Annotated in this window: 16 protein-coding genes; 4 read left to right on the top strand and 12 right to left on the bottom strand. The window is 67.9% G+C overall.

The window, feature by feature from the left end; translation table 11 throughout:
* Positions 1-34: 34 nt before the first annotated feature.
* The gene (locus B9Y64_RS01955) at positions 35-406 is read left to right on the top strand and encodes a DUF423 domain-containing protein (RefSeq protein ID WP_100439289.1); all 372 of its coding nucleotides are present in this window, start codon (positions 35-37) and stop codon (positions 404-406) included.
* A 402-nt stretch (positions 407-808) separates the two neighbouring features.
* Here the strand turns inward: B9Y64_RS01955 and B9Y64_RS01945 are convergent, their stop codons facing one another.
* The 5 genes from B9Y64_RS01945 to B9Y64_RS01925 are packed head-to-tail and all read right to left on the bottom strand — an operon-like array spanning position 809 to position 3507.
* Complete coding sequence (locus tag B9Y64_RS01945) at positions 809-1618, bottom strand: M15 family metallopeptidase (RefSeq protein WP_100439287.1); 810 nt, start codon at positions 1616-1618, stop codon at positions 809-811.
* A gap of 9 nt (positions 1619-1627) precedes the next feature.
* Complete coding sequence (locus tag B9Y64_RS01940) at positions 1628-2221, bottom strand: PH domain-containing protein (RefSeq protein ID WP_100439286.1); 594 nt, start codon at positions 2219-2221, stop codon at positions 1628-1630.
* Between the two features lie 3 nt (positions 2222-2224).
* Positions 2225-2404, bottom strand: coding sequence for a DUF4177 domain-containing protein (locus B9Y64_RS01935; protein ID WP_087921871.1), 180 nt, complete (start codon positions 2402-2404; stop codon positions 2225-2227).
* Positions 2401-2580 carry an Arc family DNA binding domain-containing protein gene (locus B9Y64_RS01930; protein WP_100439285.1) on the bottom strand — a complete coding sequence of 60 codons (180 nt, stop codon included), beginning with the start codon at positions 2578-2580 and terminating at the stop codon, positions 2401-2403. The genes B9Y64_RS01935 and B9Y64_RS01930 overlap by 4 nt, the downstream gene beginning before the upstream one ends.
* Positions 2581-2625: 45 nt before the next feature.
* Positions 2626-3507, bottom strand: a complete 882-nt coding sequence (locus B9Y64_RS01925; RefSeq protein WP_014036365.1) for an SPFH domain-containing protein — start codon at positions 3505-3507, stop codon at positions 2626-2628.
* Positions 3508-3644: 137 nt separating this feature from the next.
* Here B9Y64_RS01925 and purT point away from each other — a divergent pair, with 137 nt between their 5' ends.
* The gene (gene purT / locus B9Y64_RS01920) at positions 3645-4832 is read left to right on the top strand and encodes a formate-dependent phosphoribosylglycinamide formyltransferase (RefSeq protein ID WP_100439284.1); all 1188 of its coding nucleotides are present in this window, start codon (positions 3645-3647) and stop codon (positions 4830-4832) included.
* Between the two features lie 137 nt (positions 4833-4969).
* Here the strand turns inward: purT and B9Y64_RS01915 are convergent, their stop codons facing one another.
* Together B9Y64_RS01915 and B9Y64_RS01910 are read right to left on the bottom strand one after the other, a co-directional pair.
* Complete coding sequence (locus B9Y64_RS01915; protein ID WP_100439283.1) at positions 4970-6184, bottom strand: endonuclease/exonuclease/phosphatase family protein; 1215 nt, start codon at positions 6182-6184, stop codon at positions 4970-4972.
* Positions 6185-6222: 38 nt separating this feature from the next.
* Positions 6223-6978 carry an arginyltransferase gene (locus B9Y64_RS01910; RefSeq protein ID WP_100439282.1) on the bottom strand — a complete coding sequence of 252 codons (756 nt, stop codon included), beginning with the start codon at positions 6976-6978 and terminating at the stop codon, positions 6223-6225.
* Positions 6979-7134: 156 nt separating this feature from the next.
* Between B9Y64_RS01910 and B9Y64_RS01905 the strand changes: the two genes are divergently transcribed.
* Positions 7135-7695 carry an EF-hand domain-containing protein gene (locus B9Y64_RS01905; RefSeq protein ID WP_100439281.1) on the top strand — a complete coding sequence of 187 codons (561 nt, stop codon included), beginning with the start codon at positions 7135-7137 and terminating at the stop codon, positions 7693-7695.
* 51 nt (positions 7696-7746) lie between these two features.
* Here the strand turns inward: B9Y64_RS01905 and B9Y64_RS01900 are convergent, their stop codons facing one another.
* The 4 genes from B9Y64_RS01900 to B9Y64_RS01885 all read right to left on the bottom strand — a co-directional run bounded on the left by B9Y64_RS01900 (position 7747) and on the right by B9Y64_RS01885 (position 11436).
* A complete protein-coding gene (locus B9Y64_RS01900) occupies positions 7747-8964 on the bottom strand; it encodes an RNA polymerase sigma factor (RefSeq protein ID WP_100439280.1) in 1218 nt (405 codons plus the stop codon).
* A gap of 136 nt (positions 8965-9100) precedes the next feature.
* On the bottom strand, positions 9101-9604 hold the full coding sequence (locus B9Y64_RS01895; protein WP_100439279.1) for a pathogenicity-like protein: 504 nt from the start codon (positions 9602-9604) through the stop codon (positions 9101-9103).
* A 4-nt stretch (positions 9605-9608) separates the two neighbouring features.
* Positions 9609-10529 (bottom strand): acyl-CoA thioesterase II, encoded by a 921-nt coding sequence (tesB, locus tag B9Y64_RS01890; RefSeq protein ID WP_004148214.1) that lies wholly within the window; start codon positions 10527-10529, stop codon positions 9609-9611.
* Positions 10530-10659: 130 nt separating this feature from the next.
* Positions 10660-11436 (bottom strand): enoyl-CoA hydratase/isomerase family protein, encoded by a 777-nt coding sequence (locus B9Y64_RS01885; RefSeq protein ID WP_010483336.1) that lies wholly within the window; start codon positions 11434-11436, stop codon positions 10660-10662.
* Positions 11437-11470: 34 nt separating this feature from the next.
* On the opposite strand from B9Y64_RS01885, the gene B9Y64_RS01880 reads away from it, so the two are divergent.
* Positions 11471-11917: a copper chaperone PCu(A)C gene (locus B9Y64_RS01880; RefSeq protein ID WP_100439278.1), complete on the top strand. Its 447-nt coding sequence runs from the start codon at positions 11471-11473 to the stop codon at positions 11915-11917.
* Between the two features lie 72 nt (positions 11918-11989).
* On the opposite strand, the gene B9Y64_RS01875 is transcribed toward B9Y64_RS01880, so the two are convergent.
* On the bottom strand, positions 11990-12715 hold the full coding sequence (locus B9Y64_RS01875; protein WP_100439277.1) for an enolase: 726 nt from the start codon (positions 12713-12715) through the stop codon (positions 11990-11992).
* Positions 12716-12787: the final 72 nt, after the last annotated feature.

Genomic DNA, 12787 nt, shown 5'->3' with positions numbered 1-12787 from the left:
GCGCCCGGCAAGGGGCGCTGCGCAAGGAGCCTTCATGTTCAATCTGGAACGTCGCGCACGTAAGCCTTCCCTGCTGGCCTGCCTGGGCGCGCTGTTGGCCGCCGCCTCGATCGGCCTGTCTGCCTACGCATCGCATGGCGTGGCCGACCCGTTGGCGCAGCAGCATCTGAACATGGCGGCGCTGTATGCGTTCGCGCATGGCGCGGTGCTGGTGGCGCTTGGCCCGCGCGCACACGGGGCAAGCGCCCACCTGGCGCTGTACGTGCTGCTGCTGGGCGCGCTGCTGTTTTCCGGCAGCCTGGTGGGCGGGGCGCTGTGGCAGTGGCCGACGCGGATGGCGCCAATCGGTGGCACCAGCATGATGGCCGGATGGGTGCTGCTGGCGATCAATGCGCTGAGGCGCTGAGGCGGTGAGGGTCGCAGGGCTGTCGCTCCGATCCATGTCGATGCGTTCCTGATGGTTCATGGGCGTTACTTTTCTTTTCGCGCGAAAAGAAAAGTAACCAAAAGAAACGCGCCGCCGACCGCGAGCCGGTGCTGCGCACCGATCCCCTGCGCTCCTCGGCCCGTCGAGGGACGGTGCGGGAACTCGCTGCGCTCAGACACCCGCACCTCTTCGCCCTCGCCGGACCTGCGGTGCTCGGCTCGCTTGAAGGCGGACCCAACAGCCGCGCGCTGATCCGTCATAGAGGCTTCGAGCGAAGCGACCGGCTTCTGTCTTTGCCTTCTTGTTCCGTCTCGTGCTGGGCGCGCGGGGAATCCGCCCGGACAGCTCCATGAATTTCGCCTTGCGGCTGCCACGAGGGGCTCAGCCGTTGGCCGGTTTCCAGCACCAGTGCCACGGTTCGTAGACGATGCCGTGCGGGTTGTCGCGCGGGTAACTCAACTGGAAGCCGTGTCCGTCGGCATGCGCCTGCAGCCACGCAAACGCATCAGTGGCCTCGAACGATTCCTCGGCCGGGGCATCGCCCGGCGTGCCGATGTCCAGCGCATGGCCACTGTGGTGTTCACTGAAACCCGGCGCGGCATTCACCTTCAGGATCTCCGTCACGCCCAGCCCGCGTGCCCGCTTCCGTTCGAAGATGCCCAGCTGGTAGGCATGGCTGCGGAAGCCGGAGATTGCATCCAGTGCGATGCCGTCCTGTGCGGCATGCAGGCGCATCCGTCGCCAGCCCTGCGCGGCGCCGCGGCGCAGCCAGAGTGGGCGGCCGAACCGGTCGCGGCCAGCGAAGTGCAGCAGGCACGGTTCGGGTTCCAGCGGCAGGCCGCTGTCATCGGCATAGCGCTGCGCATCCAGGCCGAGCTGCTGCAGGCGCTGCTGCAGCCCGGCCAGCGGCAGCCATTGTTCTTCCAGCGCGGCGCCGAACGGACGTGCCGCTGCTGCATCCAGCAGCGCCAGTGCTTCCTCGACCCCGGGCTCACGCGGCAGGCGTGGCACCAGCGAATGCACGCCATGCGTCATTACCGCCGCCAGATAGCGGCCATCGTGCTTGCGCCGCAGTACCCAGCGAGCCCGCGACAGCAGGCGGGCATCCAGGTTGCTGCGCGCGCGCAGCAGGCCGGCAGGCCATAGCTCGATGGACTCGGTGTTGATCAGCAGGGGCAGGCGTCGTTGCATCGGCGCAGCTTACTGCCGTGGCGCCGGCGCGGCCACCTTGCGCAGTGCATCCAGCAGCACCTGCGGCCGGTCCAGGCTGAGCAGCAAGGTGCTGCCATCGCTGACCGGCAGGGCGAGAACACGCGAGCGGTCGGTGACCAGAGCGAAGCCCTTTCCACCACCTTGCAGGCGGAAGTGGCCGGAATAGAAGCCCGGCATTGCATAGCCGTTGGTCTTGAAACGGATGGCATAGCGCGGGTCACGCTGCAGGTCGACCACCTCGGCCTGGTCCAGCCGCAGCTGCGCCACCGGAACGCGACGGCGGTACATCGTCGAGCGCACATCCAGTACGTCGTCGGCCAGCTCCACCCGGCGGCGGAAGAATGCCGCGCCCAGCCCGATGCCGAGCGCAGCGATCACCAGCAGGCTCCAGGCGGCGCTGCCGCCCATCCGGAACCAGGGCGGTGACAGCGTAACTTCGATCCAGGGGGCCGTCGCCGGTGCCTTGTACAGCTGCGCATACAGGCAGGCTACGAATGCGGCGAGCAGGGGCAGCACGATCCACAGCACGCGCAACGGCGAGCTCTCGGCCACCTCGTACTGTTTCGGATCGCTGGCGCCCATGGCTCAGGCCTCCTTCTTGAACACCAGCATCGCCGGGCGCATCGGTGCCGGGATGATGACGTTGACCAGCTCCCAGCCCAGTTGGCCCTGGCGGGTCAGTTCGCTCTGGATGTCCTCGGCCTTGAGCAGGCCCATCATGGACGTCTTGACCTCGATCGTCTGGTAGCTCCAGCGCTTGCTCATTCCTTGTCCTCCGGCGATGGCGTGGGTTTCGGCAGGCGTCCTGCCTTGCGCAGGGCGTCGCGCAGCACATACTCGATCTGCGCGTTGAGGCTGCGCAGCTCGTCGTCAGCCCAGCGTTGCGCGGCGGCCAGGACGTCGGCATTGATGCGCAGCGGGTAGGCTTTCTTCTCACTCATGCAAGCTCCTGGCGGGGCGGTGGGGCACCCCGTTGCGAGGGTGGTTCAGTACAGCGAACCGGCGTTGACGATCGGCTGGGTACCGCGGTCCGAGCACAGCACGGTCAGCAGGTTGCTGACCATGTGCGCCTTGCGTTCCTCATCCAGCTGCACCACGCCGTTCTTCTGCAGTTCGGCCAGGGCCATCTCGACCATGCCCACCGCACCGGCAACGATGCGCGTGCGCGCGGCGATCACCGCGTTGGCCTGCTGCCGCTGCAGCATGGCCTGGGCGATTTCTGCGGCGTAGGCGAGGTGGCTGATGCGTGCGTCGATCACCTGCACGCCGGCATCTGCCAGGCGCTCGGCCAGCTCGTTCTTCAGGTGCTGGGAAATCTCGCTGGCATGGCTGCGCAGGGCCAGCTGGCCGTCTTCGTGCTGATCGTAGGGGTAGCTGGTGGCCATCGCGCGCAACGCCGATTCGGACTGGATGTGCACGAAGCTCTCGTAGTCGTCCACGTTGTAGACAGCCTCGGAGGCATCGACCACCTGCCAGACGATCACCGCGGCGATCTCGATCGGGCTGCCGTCCAGCTCGTTGACCTTCAGCTTGCCGCTCTCGAAGTTGCGCACGCGCTGGCTGACCCGGCGCTTGGCGAAGAAGGGGTTGTTCCAGCGCAGGCCGTTGTCCTTCACGGTGCCCACGTACTTGCCGAACAGGCTCAGCACCGCCGCCTGGTTAGGCTGGATGGTGTACAGGCCGGCCAGGATGAACACGCCCAGCGCCACCAGCAGGGCGCCCAGCAGCATCAGCAGCAGGTTGGGCGAGCCGGTGCTGGCCTTGGCTGCCACGCCCACCACGAACAGGGCGGCGCCGGCGAGGGCGACGAGCAGGGCACCGGCCAGCGTGCCGAGGCCGTTGAGGGAAGACAGCGACTTCTCTTTCATGGCGGTGCGTCCTTGAGGATTCGATAGGAAGATATCAAAGTGATATCAGTTGTCGACTACCGTTCGTCGGATGCCATGGCCAGGGTGCCCGGCCAGCTAGAATGCCCACCCGCCTTCACATCGCTGCTGGAACCGCCATGGCCAAGCTTGGAACCCCGTTGTCCCCCTCCGCCACCCGCGTGCTGCTGCTGGGCTCGGGCGAACTCGGCAAGGAGGTGGCCATCGAGCTGCAGCGGCTGGGCGTGGAAGTGATCGCTGCCGACCGCTATGCCGACGCCCCCGCCATGCAGGTCGCCCATCGCGCGCATGTGATCGACATGCTCGATGCGATGGCCCTGCGCGCCCTGATCGCCCGCGAGCAGCCGCATCTGGTGGTGCCGGAGATCGAGGCCATCCACACCGAAACCCTGGTCCAGCTGGAGCAGGAGCAGGGCCTGCGGGTGATCCCGACGGCGCGTGCCGCGCGCCTGACGATGGACCGCGAAGGCATCCGTCGCCTGGCCGCCGAAACCCTGGGCCTGCCGACCTCGCCATACCGCTTCGTCGATACCGAAGCCGAATACCGTGCTGCCGTCGCCGCCATCGGCCTGCCGTGCGTGGTCAAGCCGGTGATGTCGTCCTCGGGCAAGGGCCAGAGCACCCTGCGCAGCGAGGCGGACATCGCCCCGGCCTGGGACTACGCGCAGACAGGGGGCCGCGCCGGTGCCGGTCGCTGCATCGTCGAGGGCTTCATCGATTTTGATTATGAGATCACCCTGCTGACCGTGCGCCACGCCGGTGGCACCTCGTTCTGTGCGCCGATCGGCCATCTGCAGAAGGATGGCGATTACCGCGAAAGCTGGCAGCCGCAGCCGATGTCGAACGCGGCACTGGCGCGTGCCGAAGAGATCTCGCGTGCGATCACCGACGACCTCGGTGGCTGGGGGCTGTTCGGCGTCGAGCTGTTCGTGAAGGGGGACGAGGTGTGGTTCAGCGAAGTGTCGCCGCGCCCGCACGACACCGGCCTGGTGACGCTTGTATCGCAGGAACTGAGCGAGTTCGCGCTGCACGCACGCGCCATCCTCGGCCTGCCGATCCCGGTGATCCGCCAAAGTGGCCCGTCGGCGTCGTGCGCGCTGCTGGCGCATGGCGAGGGCGTGCCGTACTTCAACAACGTCGCCGCTGCGTTGCAGGTGCCGGATACCGCCGTGCGCCTGTTCGGCAAGCCGAGCGTGCACGGTCATCGCCGCGTGGGCGTGACCCTGGCGCGCGCTGGAACCATCGACGAAGCGCGTTCGATCGCACGCGACGCCGCCGACGCCATCGGCGTCGAACTGCGCCCGTAACACAAAAAGGGGACGGAGGGGATTAAGTCGTTTGTGCCACAAACGACTTAATCCCCTCCGTCCCCTTTTTACAGATCTGCGGTGGGTACCGACCGTTGGTCGGTACAGATTGCTGTGCAGTCGACTAGCAGTGGACGCTACCGCACGTCCACCCACACCAGATGGTGGTCGCTGCCGTCGGCGATCTTCGCTTCCGGGCTTTCATTGGCCGGCCAGAAGATGCCGCTGCCCACGTATTCAAAACCGGTCGAGGGCAGCACGTAGTCCAGGCGCATCGTGCCGGACTTCGGGCCGAAATCGCCGGTGGCGTGGAACGGTGCGCCCTTGCGTTCGATGCCCTTGGCCGCATAGGCCAGGCTGGTCTGCTCGCCGCCGACGCTGCGCGGGGTGGGGTAGCGCAGCACACGGGCGTTCTCGATGAGCTCGACGATCGCGTCATGGCGGCCATCGCCATCGACCGGGTCGTTGTTGAGGTCGCCGAGGATCACGAAGCGCGCGTCCTGCGCCAGGCCACCGCACTGGCCCTTGTCGTCGCACAGCCACGGCTTGTCACCCTTGGACAGGTATTCCTGCCACAGGCGCAGTTCGTCGTGGTTGCGCGCGGCATTGCGCTTTTCCGGGCCGTCGAACACCGGCGGGGTCGGGTGCGAAACCAGCGCGTGGACCACGCCGGCCGGGGTCTTCACCGGCACGTCCCAATGCGACTTCGACGACAGCCGCAGCTGCGACCAGACATGGTCGTTGTAGAAGCTCTGGCCGGTACGTGGGTCGACCGGACGGATAGCACCGGGCATCGCGCTCCACTTCAGCAGCTGGAAGCTGCGCACCTTGGCTTCATCGATCGGGTAGCGCGACAGCACCAGCATGCCGTACTGGCCCGGGTGCAGGCCGTAGCCCCATGCATCGTTGCCACGGCTGCGGCCCTCGCCGCCGACCACGCCGTTGTTATCCAGGTCCAGGCCGCTGGGCACGCCGGTATTGACCGGCGCCAGGTAGCGGTAGGCGAAGTGCAGCGGCTTGCCGCCGCCGGGCTGGGCCACTTCCAGGTAGCGCTTCTGGAACAGGTCGGCAGCGCGATGGGCGTCGTCGAAGTCGAATTCGTTCAGCAGCACCAAGTCCGGGCGCACCTGTTGCAGCACCGCGGCGATCTTGCGTGCGTGCTCGCTATCGCCTTCCAGTTCCTTGATCAGGCCACCGGCGTCATCGGAGTACAGCGAGGTGTTGTAGGTGGCCAGGCGCAGCGAAGCAGACGGCTTTTCGGTCATCGCAGGGGACTTGGCGAAGGCAGGGGCGCTGGCGCCGCAGAGCAGGGCCAGGGCGAGGATCAGGGGATGGCGGCGGGTCATGTTCATGGGCCGTATTGTGCACCCCGGCCGGTGTCAGCGGTTTGTCAGCGCCCGTCCAGATCCTTGTCGAAATCGTGCCAGCGGCGGCCGTCGTAGGCTTCCAGCGGATGGAAGCGGCGCTTGTAGTCCATCTTCTGGTGGCCGCGGATCCAGTAGCCCAGGTACACGTGCGGCAGGCCCTCGCGGCGCGCCCACTCGATCTGCTGCAGGATCGCGAAGGTGCCCAGCCCGCGTGTGGCGTGGTCCGGGTCGAAGAAGGTGTAGACCGCCGACAGGCCGTGCTCGGTGACGTCGGTCACCGCCACCCCCAGCAGCTGGCTGGGCTGGCCGTCGTGGCCCGGCAGGCGCATCTCCATGAAGCGGGTGTGCGACCAGCTGCCGATCAGGAACTGCTCGAACTCATGCGGGCCGTGGTCGTCCATGCCGCCATTGGCGTGGCGGTGGGTGAGGTAGCGGTGGTACAGCGCGAACAGGTCGTCGCGGGCGGTGGCGGCGGTGATCCGCACCTCCAGGTCGTCATTGCGGGCGGCACAGCGGCGCTGGCTGCGGTCCGGGGCGAAGCGGGCCACCGGTATGCGCACCGCCACGCAGGCCTGGCAGTGCGCGCAATGCGGCCGGTAGACCAGATCGCCGCTGCGGCGGAAGCCCCAGCTCAGTGCCAGCGGGTACAGGCCGCCCAGGCGGCGATCGTGCGGGTCCAGCACCAGGTCGCGCGCCACCCGGTCCGACCAGTACCCGCAGGGGTGCTCGCCGGTCTGGAAAAGCCGCAGTTCGTCGTCTCTGTCGCCATGCATCGCCATGGACACAGCATAGCTCCAGCCCGTCGCAGTGGCGGCGACTGTCCGCCGGATGAATGGAACTGGCAGCAGTGTCAACCGATGTCGCATCCGGGCGTTGTTGTCACCCGAGGGTGAAGTGATCACCCCGACGCTGTTTCCATCCCCAGGAGTGACCTCATGATCCGTACCCCCCTGCTGCTGGCCCTGCTGCTCGCCACCTCCGCTTCCGGTATCGCGCTGGCGGCCGACACCCCGACCACACCGGCGCAGCGCCCGGCCAAGCTGGACACCAATGGCGACGGCGTCATCGACCGCAGCGAGGCGGCTGCCAACCCGCGCCTGGCCGCGAAGTTCGACGAGCTGGACAAGAACAAGGACGGCAAGCTCTCGCGCGATGAGATGCCGCGCTGGCAGCATGGCCGCCGTGGCCATGGCGGTGAGCGCTGGGCCAAGCTGGACGTCAACAAGGACGGCCGCATCAGCCGCGAAGAAGCCAAGGCCGATCCGCGCCTGGCCGCGCGCTTCGACCAGCTCGACCTCAACAAGGATGGTTACCTGGACAAGGCCGACCGCGAGCTGCGCATGAAGCAGCGCCGTGACGCCTGGTTCGCTGCCGCCGACACCAACAAGGATGGCCAGCTGAGCAAGGCCGAGTTCGACGCAGCCAAGGGCCCGATGCACGGTGGCCCGCGCCATGGCGGTCCGCGTGACGGCGCTGCACCGAAGCCGCAGCGCTGAGTTTCAATGCGGTAATCGACGACAACGCCGGCGCATTGCCGGCGTTGTCCGTTACAGGCCGCCGCCGCGCAGCAGTGAGTACAGCACCAGCGCGATGACCATCAGGTTCATGGCGATGATGCCGGTGCGGCCGTACATGGACTCGTACTTCCAGTTGGTTCCGCTGCGTCCGCGACGCGCCGAGTCACGCACGATCATCGGTGCCATTACCCGTTGCAGCGTCACCAGGCACTGGTAATTGACCACGACCAGGCCGACCGCCAGCGCCAGCAGCTGCCCCCAGACCGGTGCCCGCAGCATGACCGCCAGCAGGATCGCCAGGCACCAGACCATGCCGGTGATGATGTTGAGGTAGAGGAAGTGGCGGACCTGGCTGCGCTCAGCTTCCGTCTCGGTATACGACATCAGGAAGCGCCCGCCGAGGTAGCTGCCGATCGCTCCGCCGGCAACGCCGCCGATGACCGCACCCCAGCTTTCGGCCGGCAGCACATGCAGCTGGCCCAGGGTGGCGGTCAATGAGCCCATCGCGGTGCCGCCGGCAACACTGGCGCCGCCGAGACCGAGCTTGCTGCCACCGATGCCGACACCGGTGCCGAGCAGGACCGCGGCACTGGCGGTGCCGGGTGCGGCCACCAGGACCATCGACACCACGGCGGTGGCGAATGCGGCGCTCGGCGCGCTGCTGCGGGCGAATTCACCGAAGCGCTGCAGCAGGCCTTCGCGCACCAGGGCACGTGCACGCGACAGGCGCTTGCGCACGGCCGCATCGCTGAGCCCGAGCAGATCGGCGACCTGCTGCGAGCGCTGTCCTTCGCGGTAGTACAGCAACAGTACTTCGCGGCTGTCGGCAGGCAGGGTGGAGATGATGTCCTCGGCGGCGATCTCCTCTTCCACCCGTTGCAGCCGGTCAGCTGCGCCCGGGGCCGGGTCGGCGGCCATGCCCAGCGCAACCTCGGCCGCCTCGCCGGTCAGCGGCCGGCCACGCTGCGCACGCAGCCAGTCGCGGGCCAGGTTGCGGGTGATCTGCCGCAGCCACGGCAGGAAGCTGGTCGAGCTGCGCAGCTGGTGCAGCTGCTGCCAGCCCTTCACGAAGGCTTCCTGGGCGATGTCCTCGCTCGCCTGGCGGTCGCGGGTGATGGCCAGCGCGATGGCGGTGACCGTGTTCTGGCAGGCCAGCACGATGCGTCCATAGGCGTGCTGGCAACCGCTGGCAGCGGCGGGCAGTTCGCGTTCCAGGGTCTGGTCGATCGATGCGGCGAACGTCGTCATGGCGGCGGCTCTCCTGCTGGGATTGTGTCCCATGACGGAGCCGCGCGCCCAATGTGACCGCAAAAAGGGGACGGAGGGGATTAAGTCGTTTGCGGCACGTGGGGCACAAACGACTTAATCCCCTCCGTCCCCTTTTTCATTTCGAGGGCTGGATGCGGACCCGCACTTCTTCCTCTTCCGGTGCCGCCTGCGGGGCCGGCTGCGCCTGCTGCGGCTGGGCCTGCGGGGTAGGAGCAGGCGGCGGCGGGGCGCCGCGGTGGCGCAGGCCGATCACCAGCGCCACGCCGGCGATCACCACCAGCAGGGCGATGCGGATGCGCCAGGCCCAGCTGCGGCCGCCACCGGCCTGCTCCGGCACATCGCGGAAGGCGAACTCGGCGGTCGGATGGTCGCGGCGGGTGGTGTCGAGCAGGCGCGCCTCGCGAAGGATCTCGCGCGCACGCGGCTGGTCGTCGGCGCGCACGATCCACACCGCCGGGTAGGCGTTGGCGTTGCCCAGGTCGGTGTAGCTGAACTGGCCGCGGCGGCGGGTCTTGTACGAGCGCCCATTGGTCACCTTGACGTCGATGCCGTGCCCGCGCAGGAGCTCGGCCACGCCTTCGACGGTTTCCACGCGCTGGCTGCTGAAGATCTGGCGCATCGGATCAATCCTTGGCCGGCACGGCGGCGGCCGCTGCCTGGTCGGGAACCACGCGGATCAGGCCTTCCTGCGCGGTGCTGGCCACCAGCACGCCATTGCGGGTGAAGAACTGGCCGCGGGCCAGGCCGCGCGAATCCTGCGCGCTGGGGCTGTCCAGCGAGTACAGCAGCCAGTCGTCGGCGCGGAACGGGCGGTGGAACCAGATCGCGTGGTCGAGCGAGGCCATCTGCACATGCGGGTGGTAGTAGCTGATCCCATGCGGGAATGTCGCCGTGCCCAGCAGGTGGAAGTCTGAGGCGTAGGCCAGCAGTGCCTGGTGCAGTTCGGGCGCATCGCCGACGGGCTCGCTCAGGCGCAGCCACACCTGGTGGTAGGGCGGGCGCTTGGGCGGGTTCAGTTCGTCGCGCGGGTAGACGTGGCGGAACTCGAACGGGCCGCCGCGCGACAGCCAGCGCTGCACCTTGATCGGCAGCCGCTCCAGCACTTCGGCCGGCAGCGGACGGTTCGGTTCGATGTCTTCCGGCTGCGGCACTTCGGGCATCTTGTGCTGGTGCTCGGCGCCGGTTTCGGCCTGCTGGAACGAGGCCGCGCAGAAGAAGATCACCTTGCCGTGCTGGATCGCGGTGACCCGGCGCACCGAGAAGCTGCCGCCATCGCGGGTGCGGTCCACGTCGTAGACGATCGGGTGGTCGATGTTGCCGGCGCGCAGGAAGTAGGCGTGCAGCGAGTGCACGTGGCGGCCGTTGTCGACCGTGGCCTGCGCTGCGGCCAGCGCCTGGCCCAGCACCTGCCCGCCGAACACGTACTTGGTGCCGATGTCGCGGCTTTGTCCGCGGAACAGGTTGTCCTCCAGCCGCTCCAGCGTGAGCAGGTCGATCAGCTCGGAGACGACGGGTTCGGGCGTGTCGTTCAAGGGGGCGGCCACAGCAGTGAAAGAGGGCCTGATTATACCGGTCAGGGGTCGGATCCCTTTCGCTTGGCGAAAGGGATCCGACCCCTGTGCTGCAATCCTCCCGGGGCGCCTGTGGTTGCCGGCCGGCGGCCGGCACTACCGCTTACTTGCCCAGGCGGGCGACCAGGGCCTGCAGGGCGTTCTGCGCGTCCGGGGCGAACCAGGCCTCGACGAAGCGGTCGAGCTGGATCAGGTCCGGCTGCAGCGCCACGTGCAGGTCGGCGCGGGCGATGGCGCGGGTCAGCAGCATCGGCTGCCGCGGCTGCTTGAGCAGGTTCTGCAGCCAGGCCACGGCACGCGCCACCACCAGGTCGCCTTCGGCCAGTTCATCGACCAGGCCGATCTGCAGCGCCTGTTCGGCCGGCACCAGCGAACCGGTGGTCAGCAGGACGCCGGCGCGGTGCACGCCCACCGCTCGGCGCAGCAGGCGCTGGATGCCCTCCGGTGCGATCAGGCCGACCTGCACTTCGTTCAGGCCGATGGCATACGGCCGCGACGGATCGGCGCTGCGCGCCATCACCCGGTAGTCGCAGCACAGGGCCAGCACGCAACCGCCGGCCGGCGCATGGCCGGTGATCGCCGCGACCACCGGGATGCGGCTCTCGGCCAGTGTGCGCACGGCGCCAAAGAAGGCGTTCCAGGTGTCCAACAGCTTGTGCTTGTCATCGCCATGCGAGAGCAGGTGCGGCACGTCCATGCCACCGGTGAAGATGCGCTCACTGCCCGACAGCACGATGCCGTGCGCGTCTTCGGCCATGGCCAGCTCGATGGCGTGGATCAACTGCCGGCACAGTTCGGTGTCCAGTGCGTTGACCGGCGGCCGCGCCAGGCGCAGTTCGCGGATGGGGCCATGGTTGATCACCTCGATGAGCGTCGTCATGCTGCGGTCTCGTTGCGAAGAAGGAACCTGGGCGATGATAACCAAACCATTCGTTGGCGTACTGTTGGTGCTGTGTGCGGCCGCAGCATCGGCCGCTGCGGCGGAACCCGGCTGCGTCACGGTGGAGCAGGGCTGGGCGCGGCTGCCGCCGAATCCGGCGATGCCGATGACCGCGGGCTACGGTGTGATCCGCAACGGCTGCAGCAAGGCGGTGGCGATCACCGGCGCGGCCAGCAGCGGCTTTGGTGATGTGTCGCTGCACGAGACCACGATCGTCGACGGGGTCAGCCGGATGCGCGCGATCGAGCGTCTGCCGCTGGCACCCGGGGCGCGTGCCGAGCTCAAGCCCGGTGGCCTGCACCTGATGCTGATGCAGGGGAAGGCGGCGTTGAAGGAAGGGCAGGTGCTGCCGCTGCGGCTGCAGCTGGAAGGCGGTGGCGAAGCGAGCGCGGCGCTGACCGTGCGCAGGACCGCGAAATGACGATCGGGTAATGCCCGCCGCTGGCCGGCTGTACAGGAAATACCGGCCAGCGGCCGGCACTACCACGGGGGTTTACGACCAGTCGTACGAGAACAGCACCGTGCGGCTTTCCGGCTCGTACAGCATCACGATCGCGTCGGCGCCGGTGGCGCACCAGTTGTAGCCGGCTACGTCGGCCACGGCGAAGAACTTGTTGCCATTGCGGGTGATGATCACGGTTTCGGCATCGTCCGCAGCGTCGGGGTCATCGGCCGCCTCGGTGAAGCCCAGCCCGAAGGCGGCGGGAATCTCCGCGGTCTCGGTCCAGTTGCCGAAACCGATCGGGCCCCCCAGCGTATCCAGGTAATCGCGCTCGCTGGCTTCACCCTTGCCGTAGCGCGAATAGCAGGCCAGGCGACCGTGCGTGGCATGGTAGTCGCGGGCCTTGGCGTAGCTCTCGCGCATCTGCGCGATGTGTTCCTGCGCGTCCTTGTCCTGCACCGCCTCGCCGATGAAATAACCCTCGTTGCCGAGGAAGCGCATCTCGTTGCCGGCGGTCAGTTCGAAGGCGATCCAGTTGGTGCCGGTGAAATCGTTGTGGTGTTCTTCGGTGGTCTCGCCGATGCAGCCGTCATACGGCTCGATCGGGCACAGCATCGTCGCCACCTGGCCGGCCAGTTCCGGGCGCAGCACGCCCAGGTCGATCTTCAGCAGTGGTAGCAGGTGCTGGCCAAGCCAGGCCTGGTCGGCAGGGAAGACGTCGGTGGGGAAGGGGACCATGCCGGGCAGCAGGTCGCGCAGTTCCGTCTGGTGGATCATGTCAGTCCTTTGAACAGTGTGGGTAATGCCGGCCGCTGGCCGGCAACCTCATTACGGCCGAAGCGTGCCGAC

The sequence above is a fragment of the Stenotrophomonas maltophilia genome, from assembly GCF_002799245.1.
GTDB lineage: Bacteria > Pseudomonadota > Gammaproteobacteria > Xanthomonadales > Xanthomonadaceae > Stenotrophomonas > Stenotrophomonas maltophilia_S.
Note: the sequence above shows the minus strand (reverse complement) of the source record. Positions and strands in the feature narration are given on the sequence as shown.

Coding starts and splice junctions, on each gene's coding strand:
- B9Y64_RS01905 (WP_100439281.1), top strand. CDS start 7,135: ATGATCCGTACCCCCCTGCTGCTGGCCCTGCTGCTCGCCACCTCCGCT.
- purT (WP_100439284.1), top strand. CDS start 3,645: ATGGCCAAGCTTGGAACCCCGTTGTCCCCCTCCGCCACCCGCGTGCTG.
- B9Y64_RS01955 (WP_100439289.1), top strand. CDS start 35: ATGTTCAATCTGGAACGTCGCGCACGTAAGCCTTCCCTGCTGGCCTGC.
- B9Y64_RS01880 (WP_100439278.1), top strand. CDS start 11,471: ATGATAACCAAACCATTCGTTGGCGTACTGTTGGTGCTGTGTGCGGCC.
- B9Y64_RS01945 (WP_100439287.1), bottom strand. CDS start 1,618: ATGCAACGACGCCTGCCCCTGCTGATCAACACCGAGTCCATCGAGCTA.
- B9Y64_RS01875 (WP_100439277.1), bottom strand. CDS start 12,715: ATGATCCACCAGACGGAACTGCGCGACCTGCTGCCCGGCATGGTCCCC.
- B9Y64_RS01930 (WP_100439285.1), bottom strand. CDS start 2,580: ATGAGTGAGAAGAAAGCCTACCCGCTGCGCATCAATGCCGACGTCCTG.
- B9Y64_RS01925 (WP_014036365.1), bottom strand. CDS start 3,507: ATGAAAGAGAAGTCGCTGTCTTCCCTCAACGGCCTCGGCACGCTGGCC.
- B9Y64_RS01900 (WP_100439280.1), bottom strand. CDS start 8,964: ATGACGACGTTCGCCGCATCGATCGACCAGACCCTGGAACGCGAACTG.
- B9Y64_RS01935 (WP_087921871.1), bottom strand. CDS start 2,404: ATGAGCAAGCGCTGGAGCTACCAGACGATCGAGGTCAAGACGTCCATG.
- B9Y64_RS01885 (WP_010483336.1), bottom strand. CDS start 11,436: ATGACGACGCTCATCGAGGTGATCAACCATGGCCCCATCCGCGAACTG.
- B9Y64_RS01895 (WP_100439279.1), bottom strand. CDS start 9,604: ATGCGCCAGATCTTCAGCAGCCAGCGCGTGGAAACCGTCGAAGGCGTG.
- B9Y64_RS01940 (WP_100439286.1), bottom strand. CDS start 2,221: ATGGGCGCCAGCGATCCGAAACAGTACGAGGTGGCCGAGAGCTCGCCG.
- B9Y64_RS01915 (WP_100439283.1), bottom strand. CDS start 6,184: ATGAACATGACCCGCCGCCATCCCCTGATCCTCGCCCTGGCCCTGCTC.
- B9Y64_RS01910 (WP_100439282.1), bottom strand. CDS start 6,978: ATGGCGATGCATGGCGACAGAGACGACGAACTGCGGCTTTTCCAGACC.